Genomic DNA, 20801 nt, shown 5'->3' on the forward strand with positions numbered 1-20801 from the left:
TTAACAACTTTCAATTTAAATTCATCACTATATTTTGCCATACAAAAACACCCCAAAAGTTAGATTTTTAACTCTAACTTTTGGGGTGCAGCACCTAAATGTGGGTCATCTTCTTTTTCCTCTTCTTCATTTACCAGAAAATACCTTTATAACAATATCTCCATCTCATTATTGTTCATTTATGCTCCCTTCTATATATATTGGTTATAGTTACTAATATCCTAAGTTAATTTAAGTACATTTCTTCAAAAGCTTTATAGTTGTTTTAACATAAATATCAATGAAAAAATCACCTCTAAAGAGGTGATTTTAATCAAACTTTATTATAATTTATCGTTCTTTCTTTAAAATGATAATCTTTTTTATAAAATATCAAACTTTTTTCAAAAGCTACAATACATCAAAATAAACAAAAACTTATTTCCTTTCCTAATCCATTTTTCGCTATTCTTTGCTGTGCTTATTCTATTCTATTTTTTATATCATTACAAATCGCACTGTTAAAAAGAATGACACAGTATATTTTAAAACCTTTTATCATTGTGGAAATTTTGAACGAAATGGTTCCTATCATCATATACACCAAAATGATAACCCTTTTCCTTATAAAAAGAAATGATTTCCGGAAGTACATGCAGTACCTGAGTATTTTCATGCATGAGAACGACTTCTACATCTCTTACGGTTCCATTTTTAATATTTTCTACAATTTGATTGGGGTTATCCTTTGATTGCCAGTCCAAAGAATCGATTGTCCAATCCCATACTTTAATATTCGCTTCTACAATTTCATTACGAAGTTGTTTACTGTTCAACCCCGGTACTGAACCATATGGAGGTCGAACCAATTTAGGGTTTGTACCAGTAATATCATGAATAAGATTCAATGTTTCAATCATTTCCGGTACAAACTGTCCATCGGTGTAAAGACGTTTACTATCGTGTGACATACTATGTCCCCCTATGTAATGTCCTTCTTGCGTTGCTCGCTTAACACTTTCTTCGAAACTCTTATTCTGTAAATTAACCCCTTGCATGAAAAAAGTCGCTTTTATATCATGTTCTTTTAATATATCTAAAAATTGCCCTGTTAATTGACTAGGACCATCATCAAACGTGAGGTAAACAACTTTTCCTAAGGGCTTACTAGCTGTTTTTTCCTTTTTTATAGGATGCTGTTTACTTAAATCATTTTGCTTTTGTGTAGTATTTTGTTTAGTACTTTCTTCTATTACTTTAACAGTCGGTGTAGTGAATTTTTCTTTCAAATAGAACATTAGAAAAATAGTAGCTAGGATAACTCCTAACAATTTTAATCCTTTTTTTATCCAACTTCGCTTAATATCTTTTCGTGGTGTTTTCACAGCTCAATCTCTCCTTTACAAAGAATAGAGTAATTGAACAATATAAAGATAAAATGCAGATTGTGTCGATTTAAATTAAAGAACAAAAGTTTTCTCAAATCCTTCTATCCTAGTCTACTCTTCTCACTCTATTCGTGTGAGATTACCAACTCTCTTATAATTCGTACAGCTGTATTTCCCCAATGTTAAGGACAATAATTAGTTTTATTTCATATTTATCTTGTCTTCATTTCATCTTTATATCGGCATCTTATTATTGGTCATGTTAATCACTTGAGCTTAAAAGATAAAGGAGAATTTGAAATATGAAGAAAAAGAATTTGAAATATCTATTTGCTTCTTTAATAGGTGTTGGTTTAGTTTGTCTAGTTTGTCTAATGGATACTAACGGAGTTAATGATGTGGAGATTTTAAAAAAAAGCGTTCATACATTAAAAAGTCATACGGTAGATAGTAATTCAGTTGACAGTGAAACTGTTGATCTTTTAAATGGAAAAACCATCGTTATTGATCCCGGGCATGGTGGGGTTGATGGTGGAACAACTGGCTTGACCTATGGAACAATTGAAAAAGAGGTGAACCTTACAGTAGCGCAAAATATTAAACAGCAACTTGAAGAAAGAACCGGGGCAAAAGTCATCCTAACACGCGATAAAGATATGGATTTAGGCAATACTCAAAAAGAAGCTTTACGAAAAAGAATTCAAATTGCCGATAAGGCTCTAGCTGATCTATATATTAGTATTCATCACGATGCTTTTACAGACACTGATGTTAAAGGAATAACGACACATTACAGTTCAAATCATAGAGAGAGTAAAAATTTAGCGATAATTTTACAAAATTCCATCTTCAATCAAAGTAGTAACGCTAAAAATCGTGGTGTAAAAGAAAGTGATTATTATGTTTTAAAGAACAATTCTGCTCCAGCAGTATTATTAGAATTGGGCTTTACTTCAAATAAGGAAGATGAAATACGAATGACATCCAAAGATTTTCAAAGAAAAACTGCAATATCAATAGTAAATGGAATTATTGAATTCTTTGAAAAATAAGAGAAAATTGCATCAACCCATTTAAATTTATGTATTTCCATATAAAAGAACAGATCATACGATTGGCATTCAAAACCATTCTTATGATCTGTTTTACTTACTCTTCTATTTTTAAATAAAAATAAAACTGTACTCCATTATCTGTATTACAAACACCATAGTCTACTCCATGTAGCATTAATATATTTTTGGAGATAGCGAGCCCTAAGCCGGTTCCTCCTCTTGACCTTTGTCTAGAAGCATCAATGCGATAAAAGCGATCCCAAACCTTTTCAAGATATTCTTCCTCAATATGAGCACCTTTATTCTCCACACTTATTTTCACCATTTCCCCCTTCTTCTCTGTAACCATTATTATTCTTTCTTGCGAAGGTGAATATCGAATGGCGTTAGTTAAAAAATTTGTTAGAACTTGTTCGATACGACGTTGGTTGGCTGCGACTTTAACGGGAAATAAATGCGTTTGAATCCGTAACTCCTTTTGTTGGATTTCAGTTGATAGTTTCTCACAAACCTCTTCTAATAGCTCGTTAATATAAAAGACATTCATTTTCATTTTGTAAGTACCTGATTCATACTTTGCCAATTCAAGCATATCCACAATCATTAAATCCATCTTACCGACTTCTTTTTCCATTGCATTAAAATAATACTCTTTTTTATGGCTTGCTACATTACCTCTTAGTATTGTTATACAGCTTTGCATAATACTTAAAGGTGTTTTTAATTCATGTGAAACACCCGAAATGAACTCTTTTCGTGTATTCTCTAGCTTTTTTTCTTTTTCAATATCTTGCTGTAGTTGCTTAATATACATACTCAATCGGTGAGAAAGTAGGTTGATATTTTGTGATAAATCACCAATCTCATCTTTTGAATGAACAGCAATTGTCTCTGAAAAATCTAAATTTGCTATTTTCTTCGTAGTACTATTAATTCTTAATAATGGCCTAGCAATTTTTATGGAATAATAAAAAGAAGCTAGCAAAATTAATATGGAAACAAAAGCAACAATGTATATATAATATTCTTCAATCATTTGCACAGCTTCATCAACAGGCTGTAACGAAGTCATTGAGAAAATATAAGCATTCGTGCCATCTGAATTTTCTATTGGCTTTATCAAAATATTGTATTTAATATCATTTTGTTCATAATCAACAATTTGCATAGTAGTATTCAGTAAATCCGTTTCATCCAGCAATAACTTGTTTTGAAAATCTTTAATTTGATCTAAAAATAATGAATTTGAATAAATAACGTTGGATAAATCATTTCTTTCAGGAAATTGAACATTTAAAATTTTTCCACTAAAACCAACCAAATCAGACTTTTTATCTGATGAACCTATTTCTTTTAACTTTACCCTTGGCTTCCCCATTTCTTTTAACTTTTCCCTTGGTTTCACCATTTCTTCTTTTAGCTTCACCCTTGGATCCCCTATTTTTTCATAGAGCATTTCATTTTTAATTATCCAATTATCTGGATTTGTATTATTCACTTCCACTTCGTTATTTACCGTTATCTCAATAGGGGTCAATTGTGCCCCTTTCAAAATTCCAAATATATATACCTCACTATTCTTCATCAATGATTTTGATTCTGACAACCGATCCAATTTACTTCTATCAATCATATATAAAGGGACTTTAGTTGTTTTCATCCCCAAAATTTGTTGATTATATTTATCTAATTGTACTTCTATGTTGAAATCATTCTCATATTTTAGATTACCATTCTGATTTAATATTGTAATCCAAGCATTATTATCTTCAGCAAAATCTCTTTCAAGCTGCTGAATTGTTGAAATATCATTCGCATTTTTCATATACTCTTTTTCGAATAAAGTTATATTGGATTCTAAATCTTTCACTTTTTTATTAACATAAAATTGTTTGAAAAAGATAGTTTGTCCTATAAAAACTGTAGCTAAAATAAGTATACAAAGCATTGACGTTAACAAAAACAACTTAAGAACAATTCCTCTTTTCATCGTAAATCCTCAAATTTGTATCCCGTTCGAACAATGGTTTTAATACATGTGGAATGGTCACCTAATTTATTTCGTAAGTTACGCATGTGGCTATTAATCGTTCGGTCATCTCCAATATGTTCATAACCCCATACTTTTGTTATGAATTGCTCTCTCGTTATAACAATACCTTTATTTTCCAATAAATAAATTAGCATTTCATATTCTGTATGAGTTAAGGAAATCTCTTTTTTATTTACCTGTACTGTTCGGGAAGGAGTGTGAACTTGAATTCCTCCACTTTCAAGATAGTCATTTCCCATATCGTTTTTTTGTTCTCGATTACATAAGAGCCTTTTAGCACGGGCTAATAATACGAGGGGATTATAAGGTTTCGTCACATAGTCATCGGCTCCTAATTCAAAGCCTAATAAAGTATCATCTTCATCCGAACGAGCTGTTAACATAATAATAGGGATATTTGAAGATTTTCTTATTCGACGACATATAGACCATCCATCCAATTTAGGTAACATGATATCTAATATTATTAAACTAAGCTCATTTTCTTGAAACACTTTTAGTGCCTCTTCGCCATTTGTAGCTTCTAAAACTGAATAACCTTCATTCAGAAAATAATCTTTAAGAATCTCTCTTAAAATATCCTCATCTTCTACAATTAATATATCTGCCATTTTTATATCCCCTGCTTTAGTTATTTTTTCTTATTTTAGCCAAGTATTAATGAAGTAACATTTGATTCGCACATGTCCATATTAAGTGAGGAATCAAACATAAGCAATCTCATTAAACATATAGAAGCAAAATTTCATTCAGTCTTTATTTCATCTTTATTTAATCTTTACATCAAGAAAAAAGTCGCTCTCTTTTATTCAGAAGAACCCTTCCCATCAAACTTCTACAGTATTCCTTATTTTAGAAATAGTTGTAAATAAACATAGCAGAAGTACTTTTCCAGCTAAATTCTCTTTCACCGCATTGATTTTAAACTGAGGTGTATTCTAACTATCTCGATCTGATACCGAAGCTACATTTGGAATTATCTTTAGTAATTGTTGTTGATGTTCATTAAAGTTGATTTTACTCATTTCGAGTTCTCCCGTTCTTAAGCTCTCTTATTAATCAATTTTAAATCACTTCCTAATATTATTTAAAATTATCTTATCCTAGCGATAGGAGGTATAATGGTTAAAAAGGTTCAGGTAAAAAGTTTCACAAACCGAAATAAATAGATGAAATTTACAACAATATTCCTTATAATATGTAAAGAGATGTAAGTTAAAAGTATTATAGTCAATTGTTTCACTAAATATAATAGAAAGTAGTGATTTTATTGAAGTTAGGAAAAAAAATATTATTAGGATTTACATTGATGGTTATTCTAATAGGAATTTCCTCTTTTTTCACTGTAAAACATACTCGTGATATTAATCAAAGTTTCGAAGAATTGATAGACAGACGTTTTGTTCAAATTAGATTAGTAGATGATATTCAATATGAAATGGCTCTACAAGGGTCTTATTTACGCGGTTTTTTATTGCAAAAACATAGTAAATCATTAGATTTATTAAGAGACCATCAAGTCATTTTTGATAAAAAAATAGCTGAATTAGAAGCAATAGTACGAACTGATACGATGAAGGAATTAGTTACAGATTCAATCGCTGCAAAAAAAGAATTTGATCGTTATACAAAAGCTACAATTTATTTACATCAAACCGGTAATGCTAGTAAAGCAATCCAAATGATGAATGATCAAATACAACCAATAAATGACAGAATTTTAACCAATGCTGAAGATATGCTTACATACCAAAATAAACAATTAGAAAACATTCAAGCTGATGCAAAAGATAAAACTAGTTACGCTACTCTTACAGCAATAATTAATTTCATAGTAAACTTAGTTGTTGCTACAATCATTTGTATCATCATTACTCGAATGATTTCTACCCCTGTTCGTAAGCTAAACGAAGGTGTTAAGCTTATAGCTAAAGGCGATTTATCACAGGATAAAATCACTATTCATACAAAAGATGAACTTCGTGAACTAGCAGATTCGTTCAATGATATGAAAGAGAATTTACGTCATTTAATTCTTGCAACGAATAATAGTGCGGAACATCTATCCACTTCTGCAGCCGAATTATCAGCTAGTACAGAAGAAGTATCGCAAGCTACTGAAAGTGTATCAACTCGTATCGAAACAACTTCATTAAATGCTAATATGTCATCTGCAGCTGCTAAAGAAAGTGTTGTTGCTATGAATGAAACTGCTGTTGGTGTTCAACGTATTAGCGAATCAACACAGACTTTGCACACTACCGCAATTAATACTCTGACTGCCGCAGAAGAAGGTCAGAATAAGCTGATTGACGCCAAAGAACAAATGCAAAATATCTACAATGCAACTGTACAAGTGACAGAATTAACGAAAAAACTAGGATTACAAACGGTTGAAATTGAAAATATCACAAAGGTAATTACTGAGATTACAGAGCAAACGAATTTACTAGCTTTAAACGCAGCTATCGAAGCTGCTCGCGCTGGAGAACACGGTAAAGGTTTTGCTGTTGTTGCAGATGAGGTTCGAAAATTAGCGGAGGAATCTAAATTATCAGCCAACAAAATCGTTAACTTAACAGCCACTATTCAACGAGATACACACAATGTTGAAAGTAGTGTCTCACAAGGGTTGATAACTGTTGAAGAAGGTGTCAGGATTATTGAGCAGGCTGATGTTTCATTCCACTCCATCACTGATGCTGTACGTTCTATGACATCCCAAATTGAGGACATTTCTGCCGCTTCCGAACAAATTTCCGCAAGCGCCGAAGAAGTTGCCGCTTCTATTTCAGAAATTGCAAACCATTCAGATGGTACTTCTGTTCAAATTGAGGCAGTATCTAGCTCAATTGAAGAGCAAGTGGCGTCAATGCAAGAAGTCCATAGTATCGCTCAAGATTTAAATTCAAAATCTGTATCACTTCAAAAAGAAATTCAACAATTTAAGTTATGATATAAGAGCCAATGGAAAATTACATTTCCACTGGCTTTTTTGATACTTTAAATAATACAGTTGCTTAAAGACAACTACTCTACCTCGCCCTATGAAATTTTATGAATTTCGATGCGCCTATAACGCCCCTGGTTCTTTAATATCAATCTTTTCCTTTTACATTTTCTCTCAATCTATTTAAACTAAGTATCAACTACATATATTGGGGGCGGTTCAGATGGAAAAAATTGAACAGATTAGCGAAGGGTTATTTTGCATCGATACATATGATTTAGGACGACCAAATCGAACGAGTTCTTATTTGTTAAAGGATGAAAAAATTGCATTAATCGAAACATCTGCGAGTCCTTCTGTTCCTTATATCATGAAGGGACTTCAAGCACTAGACCTGGCTCCTGAAGATATAGACTATTTGATATTAACACATATTCATTTGGATCATGCAGGTGGTGCTGGGTTGTTTATGGAGAAATGCAAAAATGCTGAACTAATCGTACATCCAAAAGGAGCTCGTCATTTAGTCGATCCTAGTCGTCTCATCGCCAGTGCAAAGTCTGTTTACGGTGATCAATTTGATACTCTATTTGATCCTATTTTACCTGTAGAAGAGACACGCATGAGAACAGTTGCTGATGGGGATCAACTCGTGCTTGGTGAAACAATTTTGACTTTTTATCATACAAAAGGTCATGCAAATCACCATATATCTATCCATGATGATAAGACTAATGGCATTTTCGTTGGAGATACGACTGGCGTTTATTATCCTGAACTTTTGGAAGAAAACTTCGACTTAATACTTCCTTCTACGTCACCAAATCAATTCGACCCTGAAGCTATGGAGCAGTCAATTCAATTATATGAAAAACTTGCGCCAAGTCAGCTATACTTTGGTCATTACGGTGTTTACTATGAGCCAAATATAGCATATGAACAAGTTCGTTACTGGTTACCTATTTTCTTAGAAGAAGGAAAAAAAGCAATGGCGGCAAAAGAGGAGTTCTATGAGAGATCACGAGATTTGGAAAAGCGGTTAAATGCATCTGTAAATGATTATGTATTTCAACATGGTTTAATGCTAAATCACCCTGTTTTTAAAGTGATACCTTTAGATACGGCAGTTTCTGCTATGGGAATCATTGATTATTTAGTGAAATTAGAAGGATAATAATATTAAAAAAGCAGGTTTGCAAATTAAGTTGCATCCCTGCTTCTTTATTAGTTTATATTTTATTACTTTCTGAAAAATACTTTCTAGTAGATTTATTTTTTTCATTATTAAATAACTATTGCTAAAGATATTCATCTAAAACTCTACTTTAAATTTCGCTATTTGTTCGCTTAATTCATCGAACCACTTTTTGTCATTAGTATCTAACGCTAACTCTTGTAGCGCTAGTAAATCTTGCAGTTGTAATTTGTCTTCATCATTTAGTATTAAATTCTCAAATTGAACAATACGATCTTTTTGTTGTATTCCATCAAAAAATTTAACAACCGCTGCTCTTCCCTCAGCATCAATAGACAAAATATATCCATCAAGATTTTGAGAAATCACCCATTTACCAATATCCTTTTTCATTAATTCCATCTGCATCATTCCTTTCACTAGCCCGAATTTGTTTAGATTCATTTGCTGGCTTCTAGAAAATACAAAAAAATCCGCTTGCATTTACATGACTTCATACTCAGAATTTATTCCTTCTAAAATGATTTCAATTAAACTAGCGGATAATTTCAGTTTTTAATATTAATATATTCTATCATTAAATTTCTGAATAGTAAATTAATTATCGGTAAATATATAATTTATATTTACGCTGAAAAAGACGTAAATATTCCATGAATTTTTTGAGCAATTGTAGCTTTAAAACAAAGTTTAACCATAGAAATACAAGAAACCTTGATAAATGAACAAATAGAAAGAGCCTGATTTGAAAAAAGATTGATCATTTTTATTTTCTAGATTAACGTACCCGTTTTTGAAGTTCAAATTACAAAAACAAACATCTATAAATATTATTTGTTGTTCAACCAAGGAAGGAGTTCTTCATGTTTATAGTTATTCTCAGTTTCTGAAATAATTTGAGAATGAAAAATTTCAATGGAATCCGTTAATGAGTTTAGAGTTTGTTGGACAGACCCATTCTCAAATTGATCTAACGGTTCAGGTAACTCATCCTCGTCTAAAACAAAATAGTCTCCATTAGGAAGAATCAAAATATCAATAATCAGATCCTCAAAGGACACCAAATTATCAGTCATATATGTATTTTTTACAATATTAAAATAGGAACCTAAATAATTCCCTTTATTATCTCTCCAGATGTATAAATTATATGGACGATTTCCCCAGTAGTATGCAATTGTATAACTACCTTTAGAATGGTTAATTTTGTTTGGTTTGCTATCATCGTAAAGGAATCAAGTATTTTATGAAATAGCACGATATTTTGATTTTGTGCTTTTAACAACATACAGCTATGTTCTACAACTGCGGAGTCGTACCGTATTTTTCGTTCTATTATTTTATCGCCACGTTGAATAGTTGGTGTACTTAAATTGACCATAACTTTAGTTCTCCTTCCTTTCTTCACAAGAACAAGTCTTTAAATATTATAGCATCATAAAAGCATCAGGGATTTGACCTACCTCATTTTTTGTCAGTTAGGCAGATTTATATAGATATCGCTGATAAATCAATGTTTTATTTAATTTAATAGTTCAATACAAAAAGACCCCCTCTCATTAAAAGAATGGCGCCTTCTAATAACGTAATGCTCTATTGCCCATCAACAGTCATTAAAGTTCGATTAGAACAAATCTCTGATGCTTCGATTTGATCTCTTCCTTTTTCTTTTGCGACATACAAGTTTTGATCAGCTTTTTTTACGGCTTCTTGTAATGTCATATCATCCTCCAACTTCGCAATACCAATAGAAACTGTTACATAAGTGGATAAATGATCATCAATATAAAATGATGTTGTACGTATTTCTTTTTGAATTGCCTCTAAATACAAAACAGCTTGTTCAAAATTAGTATGTCCTTGATAAATGATAAATTCCTCTCCTCCATATCTTCCAACCTTTACATACTCATTTTCATATCTCTTAAATATGCCACCAATTTCACTTAAAATTTGATCGCCTACTACATGACCATATGTATCATTTAACTTCTTAAAATAATCGAGATCAACCATCGCTAAATATTTATCTTCATTTGTTTCAGTTCTTTTTCCCTCTACTATTTCAAAGAACTTATTTCGATTCAATAGCTTCGTTAATGAGTCATGCCAAGCTATAAATTCTAGTTGATTATTTAAACTGTACCGTTTAAGTTCCATTAAAACAAAATAATAAAAGACAGATGCTACTCCTATCAATGAAGTATACCGCCAGATAACTATGCTTTTAAAAATAGCTAGTCCGTTTGGGAAAATAAAAACAATAGGAAAATCTGAGATTAACCAACATACTGTAAGTAGTACAATCTTATCTAAATAACTGTGCGGGTATTTATTATTTTTATATACGGCTAATGTTAATAGAGTGGGTCCAATCATACCAAATAAGATACCGGCAGTAGTACCATCTCCGCCCATCAAAACACGCCAAATAGATACAATCAACAAGACTGGCAGTGTCAATTTCCAATTACTAAAATAAGCTAAAAACACCAGCGGAATCATTCGCAAATCTACCCTATAACCTTCACATTCAATAGGTAAATAAAACATTGAGATAACTGATGCTGAAACAGTAAGCACTAGTAATAAAGTATATAGCTTATTTGGTAAGCGTTTTCTGTAATTTTTAAGCGAATGGGTGATTAAGTGCATTAATAAAATAATTGCAAGGTTTGATAAAATCGATTGAAGCATATTACTACCCCTTTTATAAACAAATTCCTAATTTAGAAATTTATTTATTTTTTCTATCAATATTACTATGATAACACAAAACCATGCTCACCACACTACAATTATAGTTCAATTGAACTATAATTACCTTAAGAATAATTATCACCTTTTTAACTATAAATAAATTAAAAACTTGTCTTCATTCCATAATCGTCGTAAAATTGATTATATTCACCCATTAGGTCTCTAAATTTTAATAATATTTATTCACATAGGAGATATAGATATGATAAACGTTTTATTTGTCTGCCTCGGAAACATTTGCCGCTCACCGATGGCTGAAGCATTATTCCGAGACTTACTAAAAAAAGAAAAGTTAGAAGACAAAGTGACAGTTGATTCCGCGGCTACTGGATCATGGCATATTGGAGACCCCCCGCACGAAGGTACACTGGCAATTTTAAAGAAAAATAATATTTCTTCTACCGGTATGGCTGGTCGTCAATTAAAAAAAGAAGATTTTGAGCAATTTGAATATATTGTAGGTATGGATAACAGTAATATCATGAATATTTACGAAATGACGGGTCAACCTAATCATCCGAAAATCGTACGTCTACTCGATTTAACCAATCATCGAAAGGATGTCCCTGATCCTTACTTTACTGGTGACTTCCAGGAGACGTATAATCTCGTCACTGACGGTTGCCACGCATTACTTGAAAAGATTCGTAATGAACACAATATAACTGATTCATAATAAAATCCCGCCAATATATAATTTGGCGGGATTTTATTTTCCTAGCAATTTAGAGAGAAAGATTAACTAGTATTATTACTGTACAATAACCATTTTTTCAAAATCTATTGTTATAATAGATTTATATTTTTTTCAACTTAGGAGGACCTCACATGGATTTTGTAGCCATTGATATTGAAACAGCCAACCAATGGCGAGATAGTATTTGTTCGATAGGATTAGTAAAGGTGGTAGATGGGGAAGTTCAGGACACCCTATATACATATATAAACCCTGAACAACCATTTGATGAATATCATACTCATCAGCATGGCTTAACAGCTGAAATGGTAAAGCATGCACCGACCTTTAAAGAATTCTATCCAACATTATGTCGTTGGCTAAACAATCAATTTGTTGTTGCACATTTTGTCAAATATGATGAAAATGTCATTCAAGAATCTTGCGAAAGTATTCAACAACTTCCCCCTTATTGTCGTTACGGATGTACATTCGAGTTAGCACAAAAAGTACTCCCTGATTTACCAAATTATAAATTAACCTCTGTTGCTTCTAATCTATTAATCCCACTTTCTATGGAGAATGCTGATATGATTGCTAGCATTGTACTTACAATTAGTAAGATGAAAAATATTCAACAGATAAATAGCTTATTCAATCTTTCTATCGTGAATGATAGTGAAAATGTAACTTCAAGTATAAAGGGACCTTTTTTCAAAGGAAAAACGGTTGTCTTCACTGGTGGCTTACAAGGCATGACTCGTTCGTCTGCTGCGCAAAAATTACGGCAAGCAGGAGGTATCTTTAGTAATATAGTATCTAAACAGACCGATTATTTAGTCATTAGTCGTAATAGTATTGAACGCTATGAGTCCGATCATAAAAGTAGTAAATTTCAAAAAGCGGAGCAATTAATCACTATGGGGCATTCGATTCAACTTATGCATGAAGAGCTTTTCATTGAAAAATTGAAATAGAGTTTGGAATACGTAACAAGTGAAAAGTCCCAATAAAATTGAACAACTTATCGAATTTTTTTCCAAATAGAAAAGTATGAATCTTAAGTAATTAAATTTCACCGCTTCAGGAAAAAAAGAGCGTCATTAATTAGATTTCTTTTCATTTTTTTTGAATGGCTAAAAAAAATTAATAATAATCCTATAATTATTATTAATGAGTGGAATAGATTTATTCCCTTAAAAAGGAAGAAAAAACCTGAACCGATTAAACTCCATCCAAATAATTCTAACGAACCTTTTCCAAATTAGTCACCTCAGTAATACTTTTTAAAAGAGCCAACAATAAAATGCTGAGCTCTTTAGCTATTTTATTGTTGGAATTATTTCAGAAAAATCTCCAGAAGTATAAGTCTTCCGTTTCCTTATAGATTTCTGCTCCTGATTTTTCTAATACCCTGTGCGATGCAATATTGTTTTTATCGGTATCTGCTATGACAAACATAACTTCTGGCTGATTTAACAACCAACTTTTAATATTATTAACGGCTTCCGTCATATATCCTTTTCCTTGATGCTCGGGAATCGTGTAGTAACCAATTACAATTTCACCATCTTCATTAGGGCGACCTTTTAACATTATGCCACCAACTACACAGTTTTTATCACTCGATACAACTAACCAGTTGGTGTACCATATATAATTTTGCTGATCCTCCATTACTTTTGAAAGCCTGAATTTCAGAGCTAGTTTAAGATCTTCACTCAGGAATTCCTCTGATTCATTTAAAGATAACTTTATTTCCATTTCTCTTTGATTATCAATTAGTAACTTCAAGTTTTCTGGATTTAATGGAATTAGTTTTAATCTTTCAGTGTTAAGTTCTATCATTCTTACACCCCTATTATAATTTTTAATTTTAACGTCACTAGACTCAAAAACAAAATTACTAATAGGTATTCATTATTGGCAGCAACCCCCAGTATATTTATAGTTATTCATTCTATCATCGGAAAAAGAATCTTACAATATTTTCAAACTTCAATCGTTTGACACATTGAACAGAAGGGACTATACTCGGACGACCTAAGGACGAATATAAGTTTTCAACTAATGAAAAAATGAAGGAGAAGTAAATCGCAGACTCGATTCTTCTTATGTTCTTGAGACACTAGTTGATCTAAATTGTGTAGTTGATTGGAGCTGAGGTGGCGACTCTTGCGGAAAAGCGAGACCAGTCCACGCCCCTGCATGAGCGTAGCGACGAAGCGACTTGGTGCCTGCCCGCGGAAAGTGTCCACCATAGCGGAAATCAACGGTCTAATCTATTTAAATATATTTTAGAAATAAAAAAGACTGTAGACAAACTCGAATCTCTTCAAGTTTGTCTACAGTCTTAAACTAGTTTTTTGATAACCTACTCCACTTCAACCGCAATATGCTTGAAGTTCACTACATCAAACAATCCAGTGTCTGTCAGTTTAATGTCTGGGATAACAGGCAAGCTGATGAAGGATAGTGTTAAGAATAAATGGAAATCTAAATCTGGGTTGAGCTGTAATAATGCTTCATGCAAATTGTGAAGTTGTTTTTTGGCAATAGTAGCTGATTGATCTGTCATCAGTCCAGCAACTGGTAATGGCAGAGCGCTTAAAATTTGCCCGTCTGCAACAACAACATAACCCCCTTGCATATTCTGCAATGCTTGAACAGCAAGGAGCATATCCTCATCATTTGTTCCTAACACAAGTGCATTGTGGGAATCGTGTGCAACTGTAGTCGCAACAGCTCCCTTTTGAAGTCCAAAGCCGTGTGTTATACCAAGACCAATATTACCTAGTTGATGATGACGTTCAATAACTGCCAATTTCAACAGATCATTTTCTACTGAAGGTATGAAAATACCATCTTCAACAGTAACATCAGCTATCCGCTTCGTTGTCATTATCTGATTAGGTTGGATCTCGATAACATTCGCTTTCGACCCTTTTGTAAAAGAAATCGCCAAATCTGAAGCTGTCAATGTGGGAATCTTCACAGATTGCATAATAGCGGTTGGGACATAAATTCCTTCCTCTTTCCGTTGCAGCATCTGACCATGTTCCGCAACCTTTTCGCCATTTTTCCATACACTTTGTGGCTTACAAGTATAGAGATCTTCAAGTAGTATGAAGTCTGCGATAAATCCTTCTGCTAATGCACCTTTATGTTGTAATTGATAGCAATTGGCTGCATTAAGTGTGGCTAACTGAATAGCTCGCAACGGTTCCATTCCCTCTTCAATTGCGAGTGCGATATCATAATTAATGCTACCTTCTTGCATGAGTTCATCTAGATGTTTGTCATCCGTACAAAATAGGAATCGATGCGCATTTGTAGGTGTTACTGCAGGGAGTAACGCGCGAAGGTTTTTAGCTGCTGAACCTTCTCGAATGAGTACATACATACCTTGCTGTACACGATTTCTAGCTTCTTCTGCCGTTACACATTCATGATCGGTTTGGATACCAGCTGCACGATAACCTCGAATTTGTTGGGGTGATAATCCTGCACCATGTCCATCAATGACTCGATTAATAGATTCAGTTTGTTCAATTTTAGCAAGCATCTTTTCATTACCTTCTAGTACTGCTGGAAAGTCCATTACTTCAGCTAAGCCTAGTACATCTGGATGTGTCAAGAATGGCGCCAAATCTTCCGCTTTTAATACGGCACCAGCATTTTCGAATGAAGTTGAAGGGACACTCGATGGTAGCATTACGTGAATATCCATCGTAGCATTTTTAGCATTATCCAACATGTATTGAATCCCATTTACTCCTGAAACGTTTGCAATTTCGTGTGGATCTGTAATTACCGTCGTTATACCATGTGGCAATAAAATACGACTAAATTCAGATGGTGTTAACAGCGATGATTCAATATGAATATGCCCGTCAATCAGACCTGGAATAACATATCTCCCTTGCGCATCCTCTTCATGCTCTGCATCATATTGACCTTCTGGATCAATCGCCACAATATATCCTTCTGAGACAACAATATCAGCCATTCTCCATTGCAAGTTGAATACATCAGCTACTTGTGCGTTTCGTAAAATAAAATCAGCTTTTACCTTTTTCTGTGAACATAAAATTCTACGTTGTCTACTTTGTAATTGGGCTTTCATCATGATTCCTCCTAATTTATATGTAAAAACCTTTTTATATTTATACCATAAATATACTTGTAGTAGTATTTTTCAAAGTAAATGTATAGTATTTTAGTCATTTGAATGAAACCTTCTCTTTCCTCACTCGTAAATAAATAAAAGGAGGTTATCACATGTTCGATCAACCTAAGTTAAATATTCCCCGATCTTCTTTGAGAACGACATTTGATATTTTGGCAATCGGAGTTTTCGTATTAGCAATTATATATGGAATTACACAGTGGTCTAGTTTACCTTCAGAGATTCCTACTCACTATAATGCATTAGGTGAGCCAGACGACTGGGGACCTAAATGGATGTTTTTTTTACCACCTGCTATTGGAGTAGCAATATGGATATTCTGTTTTGTACTTGAACTAAAACCTCATTTGCATAATTATAGTACATTAACAGCAGAAAATACTGAGCGGCTATATAAGAATTCAATGTTATTGTTAAATTTTGTAAAAAATGAGATTCTCTTATTTTTCGCTTATAATATGTGGAATGATGTTCATGTGGCTCGTGGAGGAGAAAGTTTACTTGGAATCTATGAGATGCCACTATTCCTTGTAATCCTATTCGGTACAATAGTCTATTTTGTTGTACGTTTCTTCAAGCTTAGATGACATAAAAAATGTTCAAGCCAGATGAGAGGCTCGAACATTTTTTTGTGCATTCTTTACTTTGTGTACTTGGTTAATTGGAACTTTTTCTTGCCATTTAGTTTCCACATGATAATACCTTTTCCTGGTGCAATATAGTAATGGGAATACGTATCATAGATGTTGTGATCTATTCGAACTTTAACAACATTTTTGAAAAAACCCGCAGGAGTTTTAACAGTCATATTCACATCTTGTACTTGTATTTTATCTTGATCATTTCTCCATTTCTTCCCCTTTGTTAATGGATAGTTTAGTCGGAAATTTGTGTGTCCAGTAGGTGAGCGATATGTGAAGTACTTACTATTTTCCAGATAAGAAGTAACCAATCCATCTTTAGACTTCGTTTTCACACCACCTTTTACTTTTACGAACGTATCTGTATTCTTCCCGTAGTAGACATCCTCTTCATAATTCCCGTACGTATACTTCCCTATTTTGGGTATCAAATTCCCCACCACTTTTTGCACAACTTTTTGTGAATTTAAATAGCTGGTAGAAACAAAACCCGTACCTTTTTTATAATTAACTTTTGACCACCCTTTTGATGTACTAATTACTTCTACTTTCTCGTTTTTCTTTAATTGCCCTAGCTTTTTTGAATTTTTCGTAGCATTCATCCAAACATTTAACACATCTACTTGTACATATTGTATTGATAAACTCGTTTTTGCTGCTATCTTTGGTAGGTTAATGAAACTCACATTACTGATTAAAATCATGATAACCACTATATATTTAAGGCGTTTCATATCGGGACACTCCTCCTATCTGGATAAAAATTCTATTTATTCCATACAAACCATTATACATAATTTAATACCCTAAAATATCCAATTCAATCATTTTTTAAACCTTTAAATAGACTGAATTTTCAACTAATTATTAAATTTACTATTTTTATTGGTATATTTGATAGCTTGTTCTCCATACATTAAGTTTAAAGATTTACTAGTTATTTTATTCGAAAGGAGGAGATAGGATGAAAAAGAGTTTAATAGTATTGCTATTGGTGATGAGCATTGTTTTAACGGCATGTGGAGGTGGTGACAGTGATAAAGCTGGTACTACCGGTGAATCTACAATTGACCGTGTACGAAAAGCAGGGAAATTGGTTGTTGGTACGGCTACTGGCTATGCACCTTTTGAAATGGTAAATATGAAAGACGAATTTGTCGGCTATGATATCGATACTGCAAAAGCAATAGGAAAGACATTGGATGTCAAAGTAGAATTTAAAGAATATTCATTCGATGGATTAATAGCTGCACTGCAAGTTGGCGAAATTGATATGATCATTTCTGGTATGACAATTACTGGTCCCCGTGCATTGTCTGTTAGTTTCCCAAATCCGTATTATCAAACAAAACAGGTTGTGCTATTACCTGAGAAAGATAAAACGACGAAATCTTGGAAAGAGCTTGATAAAAAAGGGAATAAAATTGCAACTATTATCGGGACAACTGGACAAATTTTAGCCAAAGCGAATTTCAAAAATGCAGAGTTCAAAGATTATAGAGAAATGCCTGCTGCTGCTTTAGCAATGTTATCAGGTCAGTTAGATGCTGTTATTTATGATGAATCATCAGTTCGTATTTGGCAAAAGGAAAATGGAAAATCTCGTATTTTGGATGAAGATATTTCCGCAGAAAATTTAGGAATTGCAGTAGCTCACAATGATTTAGTGACAGTCCAATGGTTAAATTCATTCCTTTATAGTTATTTAGGTGGACCACAGGAACTAGCTTCACGTTCTTACTGGTTTGAAAGTGATGATTGGTATGGAGATATTAATACAAAAGTAAAAGAAGAATAACAAATTATAACCAATACTCTAAAGACCTTATCTTATGCTAAATATAATATAAGGTTTTCAGTTGTTTTTATGATCTTATTTTAAAGTCATATTAAAGGAGGAGTTCCTACACTATGAGATATCAACCTGATTGGACTGTTATTACAAATAATCTCGATATCTTTTTTAAAGGGATGTATTTGACGCTCGAAATTTCAGCATTGTCTTTACTATTTGCAATACCAATTGGTATCCTTTTTGGGGTTGGACGAATATCAAAAAATCGGATCATTCGATTTATGGCCTCTGTGTATGTTGAAGTTATGCGTGGTGTTCCTCTGCTCGTTATATTGATTTGGGTTCATCTCGTTCTTAGTCAGTTTTTAAAACTTGGCGCTTATTGGGGATCGATTGTGTCACTCGCTATTTTCTCTGGTTCATTTATCGCAGAAATTGTTCGAGGGGGAATTCAATCTGTTCCGAAAGGGCAAATGGAAGCTGCTCGTTCATCAGGCATGTCTAATATTCAAGCTATGCGTTTAATCATATTACCACAAGCTTTTAGAAAAACATTACCTCCTATGGCATCGCAATTCATCATTCTTATTAAAGACTCATCGCTCGTTTCAACCATTTCAGCTGTAGACTTAACATTAAAGGCTACAAATCTCGCCGCTATCTCTTACCGCTATATCGAAATATGGACATTCGTTGCTCTATTATATTTTGCAATGACATTTACATTATCATTAGTCATTCGTCAATTTGAGAAACATTGGTTAAAAAGTGAGTATTAGGAAAGGGCTGATTGCATGATTTCCATTAATAATGTCAATAAAAGCTTTGGAAACAATCAAGTTTTAATCGATATTAATTTACAAGTAGAAAAATCAAATGTGATTGCTTTAATAGGACCAAGTGGTGCAGGAAAATCCACGCTCATCCGAGTTATTAATGCACTTGAAGAAATTGATAATGGAGAAATTTTAGTAGATGGAACTTCAATTCATGATAAAAAAAAGGATATCAATAAAACCCGTACAAATATTGGTTTCGTCTTTCAAAGTTTCAACTTGTATCCGTTTTTAACAGCACTTGAAAATGTTACAATCGCACCAATAAAGGTAAAAGGCATGACAAAAGCTGAAGCGGAAAAAATGGGCACGGAGTTACTTAGTTCACTTGGCTTAGCTGATAAAATTCATGTTCATCCCTCTCACCTCTCAGGTGGACAGCAACAACGTGTGGCCATTGCAAGAGCATTAACGATGGACCCACAAATTATGCTCTTTGATGAGCCTACATCTGCTCTAGATCCAGAAATGGTGAAGGAAGTTTTGGATGCCATTCGCAAACTGGCAAAGGAAGGTATGACAATGGTTGTTGTAACTCATGAAATGGGCTTCGCACGCGAAATTTGCGACAAAATTGTTTTCATGGCTGAGGGTAAAATTGTTGAAGTTAACTCTCCTGATAAATTTTTCACTAATCCCGAATCAGAACGCGCTAAATTATTTCTATCAAAGGTATTAAATCACTAGAAAAGAGCAGTCAGCACTATTCTCAAATTGAAAATAAAAGGCAGTTGATTGAGCTCATTCTAACTGCCTCTAATTGATCGCGTTCTTGATTTTGGTTTCCGTCATCATTTTCCATCACCTCAAGATTATTCTTACTTTCAATTATTAAAATGAATACGTCGATAAAAGCAGAAGGCAGCATTTTATTGGTTTGGAGAAGCGTCCGCTCGACTCCTGCGGGAATAGCGAGACAGTCGAGACCCTGCAGGAGCGTAGCGACGAAGCGGCTCTCTCGCCCGCGGAAAGCGAGCGGTAAGCTTCGGAAAACTGGATCTATCCTGTATACAAATAAATAGACTGTAGAAAACTCGTTTTTTAGAGTTTATCTACAGTCTGAGAGCAGTTCAGCACTGCTCTTTTTAATCTTCCTTTTTATCAACAAGCACTAATATTAATGTGGCCAAAGGTCCCAATAGTAAAGACACAACAAACCAGTTAAGCCCTGATCGATTCTTCCCTTGAGCTATGCCTGCATTTATTAGCATGAGGGTACCCCATCCTACAACATATTGATTATCCATCATTTATCCCGGCTTTCCTTTTTATTATCAACTATAC

Annotated in this window: 18 protein-coding genes and 1 pseudogene; 9 read left to right on the plus strand and 10 right to left on the minus strand. The window is 33.3% G+C overall.

Annotated elements, in window-relative coordinates:
• Positions 1–524: 524 nt before the first annotated feature.
• Positions 525–1364 carry a polysaccharide deacetylase family protein gene (locus ACQKMD_RS18285; RefSeq protein WP_427753808.1) on the minus strand — a complete coding sequence of 280 codons (840 nt, stop codon included), beginning with the start codon at positions 1362–1364 and terminating at the stop codon, positions 525–527.
• Positions 1365–1669: 305 nt separating this feature from the next.
• On the opposite strand from ACQKMD_RS18285, the gene ACQKMD_RS18290 reads away from it, so the two are divergent.
• Entirely contained in the window at positions 1670–2419 is a 750-nt protein-coding gene (locus ACQKMD_RS18290) for an N-acetylmuramoyl-L-alanine amidase family protein (RefSeq protein WP_427753809.1), read from the plus strand.
• 97 nt (positions 2420–2516) lie between these two features.
• Here the strand turns inward: ACQKMD_RS18290 and ACQKMD_RS18295 are convergent, their stop codons facing one another.
• Both ACQKMD_RS18295 and ACQKMD_RS18300 read right to left on the minus strand, forming a co-directional pair.
• Positions 2517–4412, minus strand: coding sequence for a sensor histidine kinase (locus tag ACQKMD_RS18295; RefSeq protein WP_427753810.1), 1896 nt, complete (start codon positions 4410–4412; stop codon positions 2517–2519).
• Positions 4409–5086 carry a response regulator transcription factor gene (locus tag ACQKMD_RS18300; protein WP_427753811.1) on the minus strand — a complete coding sequence of 226 codons (678 nt, stop codon included), beginning with the start codon at positions 5084–5086 and terminating at the stop codon, positions 4409–4411. The genes ACQKMD_RS18295 and ACQKMD_RS18300 overlap by 4 nt, the downstream gene beginning before the upstream one ends.
• Before the next feature lie 659 nt (positions 5087–5745).
• Between ACQKMD_RS18300 and ACQKMD_RS18305 the strand changes: the two genes are divergently transcribed.
• Positions 5746–7431 carry a methyl-accepting chemotaxis protein gene (locus tag ACQKMD_RS18305; RefSeq protein ID WP_427753812.1) on the plus strand — a complete coding sequence of 562 codons (1686 nt, stop codon included), beginning with the start codon at positions 5746–5748 and terminating at the stop codon, positions 7429–7431.
• Between the two features lie 217 nt (positions 7432–7648).
• On the plus strand, positions 7649–8599 hold the full coding sequence (locus ACQKMD_RS18310; protein WP_427753813.1) for an MBL fold metallo-hydrolase: 951 nt from the start codon (positions 7649–7651) through the stop codon (positions 8597–8599).
• A gap of 138 nt (positions 8600–8737) precedes the next feature.
• On the opposite strand, the gene ACQKMD_RS18315 is transcribed toward ACQKMD_RS18310, so the two are convergent.
• The 3 genes and pseudogenes from ACQKMD_RS18315 to ACQKMD_RS18325 form a co-directional block, all read right to left on the minus strand.
• Complete coding sequence (locus ACQKMD_RS18315) at positions 8738–9064, minus strand: hypothetical protein (protein ID WP_427753814.1); 327 nt, start codon at positions 9062–9064, stop codon at positions 8738–8740.
• 386 nt (positions 9065–9450) lie between these two features.
• Positions 9451–10001, minus strand: a pseudogene (locus ACQKMD_RS18320) (DUF402 domain-containing protein).
• A 212-nt stretch (positions 10002–10213) separates the two neighbouring features.
• The gene (locus ACQKMD_RS18325) at positions 10214–11317 is read right to left on the minus strand and encodes a GGDEF domain-containing protein (RefSeq protein WP_427753815.1); all 1104 of its coding nucleotides are present in this window, start codon (positions 11315–11317) and stop codon (positions 10214–10216) included.
• Positions 11318–11582: 265 nt separating this feature from the next.
• On the opposite strand from ACQKMD_RS18325, the gene ACQKMD_RS18330 reads away from it, so the two are divergent.
• The gene (locus tag ACQKMD_RS18330; protein ID WP_427753816.1) at positions 11583–12056 is read left to right on the plus strand and encodes a low molecular weight protein-tyrosine-phosphatase; all 474 of its coding nucleotides are present in this window, start codon (positions 11583–11585) and stop codon (positions 12054–12056) included.
• Between the two features lie 152 nt (positions 12057–12208).
• Positions 12209–13033, plus strand: coding sequence for an exonuclease domain-containing protein (locus ACQKMD_RS18335; RefSeq protein ID WP_427753817.1), 825 nt, complete (start codon positions 12209–12211; stop codon positions 13031–13033).
• 367 nt (positions 13034–13400) lie between these two features.
• On the opposite strand, the gene ACQKMD_RS18340 is transcribed toward ACQKMD_RS18335, so the two are convergent.
• Both ACQKMD_RS18340 and ade read right to left on the minus strand, forming a co-directional pair.
• On the minus strand, positions 13401–13904 hold the full coding sequence (locus ACQKMD_RS18340; protein WP_427753818.1) for a GNAT family N-acetyltransferase: 504 nt from the start codon (positions 13902–13904) through the stop codon (positions 13401–13403).
• 526 nt (positions 13905–14430) lie between these two features.
• A complete protein-coding gene (gene ade, locus ACQKMD_RS18345; protein WP_427753819.1) occupies positions 14431–16182 on the minus strand; it encodes an adenine deaminase in 1752 nt (583 codons plus the stop codon).
• A gap of 155 nt (positions 16183–16337) precedes the next feature.
• On the opposite strand from ade, the gene ACQKMD_RS18350 reads away from it, so the two are divergent.
• Positions 16338–16832: a DUF1648 domain-containing protein gene (locus tag ACQKMD_RS18350; protein ID WP_427753820.1), complete on the plus strand. Its 495-nt coding sequence runs from the start codon at positions 16338–16340 to the stop codon at positions 16830–16832.
• Positions 16833–16885: 53 nt separating this feature from the next.
• On the opposite strand, the gene ACQKMD_RS18355 is transcribed toward ACQKMD_RS18350, so the two are convergent.
• On the minus strand, positions 16886–17620 hold the full coding sequence (locus tag ACQKMD_RS18355) for an SH3 domain-containing protein (RefSeq protein ID WP_427753821.1): 735 nt from the start codon (positions 17618–17620) through the stop codon (positions 16886–16888).
• Positions 17621–17850: 230 nt separating this feature from the next.
• On the opposite strand from ACQKMD_RS18355, the gene ACQKMD_RS18360 reads away from it, so the two are divergent.
• The 3 genes from ACQKMD_RS18360 to ACQKMD_RS18370 all read left to right on the plus strand — a co-directional run bounded on the left by ACQKMD_RS18360 (position 17851) and on the right by ACQKMD_RS18370 (position 20204).
• The gene (locus tag ACQKMD_RS18360; RefSeq protein WP_427753822.1) at positions 17851–18684 is read left to right on the plus strand and encodes a transporter substrate-binding domain-containing protein; all 834 of its coding nucleotides are present in this window, start codon (positions 17851–17853) and stop codon (positions 18682–18684) included.
• Positions 18685–18797: 113 nt separating this feature from the next.
• Positions 18798–19460, plus strand: a complete 663-nt coding sequence (locus tag ACQKMD_RS18365) for an amino acid ABC transporter permease (protein WP_427753823.1) — start codon at positions 18798–18800, stop codon at positions 19458–19460.
• 15 nt (positions 19461–19475) lie between these two features.
• Entirely contained in the window at positions 19476–20204 is a 729-nt protein-coding gene (locus tag ACQKMD_RS18370; protein ID WP_427753824.1) for an amino acid ABC transporter ATP-binding protein, read from the plus strand.
• Between the two features lie 398 nt (positions 20205–20602).
• On the opposite strand, the gene ACQKMD_RS18375 is transcribed toward ACQKMD_RS18370, so the two are convergent.
• Positions 20603–20767, minus strand: a complete 165-nt coding sequence (locus ACQKMD_RS18375; protein ID WP_427753831.1) for a hypothetical protein — start codon at positions 20765–20767, stop codon at positions 20603–20605.
• Between the last annotated feature and the right edge of the window lie 34 nt (positions 20768–20801).

Source organism: Viridibacillus sp. NPDC096237, from assembly GCF_050278625.1.
In the GTDB taxonomy this organism is placed as follows: domain Bacteria; phylum Bacillota; class Bacilli; order Bacillales_A; family Planococcaceae; genus Viridibacillus.

Coding starts and splice junctions, on each gene's coding strand:
- ACQKMD_RS18300 (WP_427753811.1), bottom strand. CDS start 5,086: ATGGCAGATATATTAATTGTAGAAGATGAGGATATTTTAAGAGAGATT.
- ACQKMD_RS18355 (WP_427753821.1), bottom strand. CDS start 17,620: ATGAAACGCCTTAAATATATAGTGGTTATCATGATTTTAATCAGTAAT.
- ACQKMD_RS18330 (WP_427753816.1), top strand. CDS start 11,583: ATGATAAACGTTTTATTTGTCTGCCTCGGAAACATTTGCCGCTCACCG.
- ACQKMD_RS18335 (WP_427753817.1), top strand. CDS start 12,209: ATGGATTTTGTAGCCATTGATATTGAAACAGCCAACCAATGGCGAGAT.
- ACQKMD_RS18360 (WP_427753822.1), top strand. CDS start 17,851: ATGAAAAAGAGTTTAATAGTATTGCTATTGGTGATGAGCATTGTTTTA.
- ade (WP_427753819.1), bottom strand. CDS start 16,182: ATGAAAGCCCAATTACAAAGTAGACAACGTAGAATTTTATGTTCACAG.
- ACQKMD_RS18340 (WP_427753818.1), bottom strand. CDS start 13,904: ATGATAGAACTTAACACTGAAAGATTAAAACTAATTCCATTAAATCCA.
- ACQKMD_RS18370 (WP_427753824.1), top strand. CDS start 19,476: ATGATTTCCATTAATAATGTCAATAAAAGCTTTGGAAACAATCAAGTT.
- ACQKMD_RS18290 (WP_427753809.1), top strand. CDS start 1,670: ATGAAGAAAAAGAATTTGAAATATCTATTTGCTTCTTTAATAGGTGTT.
- ACQKMD_RS18310 (WP_427753813.1), top strand. CDS start 7,649: ATGGAAAAAATTGAACAGATTAGCGAAGGGTTATTTTGCATCGATACA.
- ACQKMD_RS18325 (WP_427753815.1), bottom strand. CDS start 11,317: ATGCTTCAATCGATTTTATCAAACCTTGCAATTATTTTATTAATGCAC.
- ACQKMD_RS18295 (WP_427753810.1), bottom strand. CDS start 4,412: ATGAAAAGAGGAATTGTTCTTAAGTTGTTTTTGTTAACGTCAATGCTT.
- ACQKMD_RS18365 (WP_427753823.1), top strand. CDS start 18,798: ATGAGATATCAACCTGATTGGACTGTTATTACAAATAATCTCGATATC.
- ACQKMD_RS18350 (WP_427753820.1), top strand. CDS start 16,338: ATGTTCGATCAACCTAAGTTAAATATTCCCCGATCTTCTTTGAGAACG.
- ACQKMD_RS18375 (WP_427753831.1), bottom strand. CDS start 20,767: ATGATGGATAATCAATATGTTGTAGGATGGGGTACCCTCATGCTAATA.
- ACQKMD_RS18315 (WP_427753814.1), bottom strand. CDS start 9,064: ATGAATCTAAACAAATTCGGGCTAGTGAAAGGAATGATGCAGATGGAA.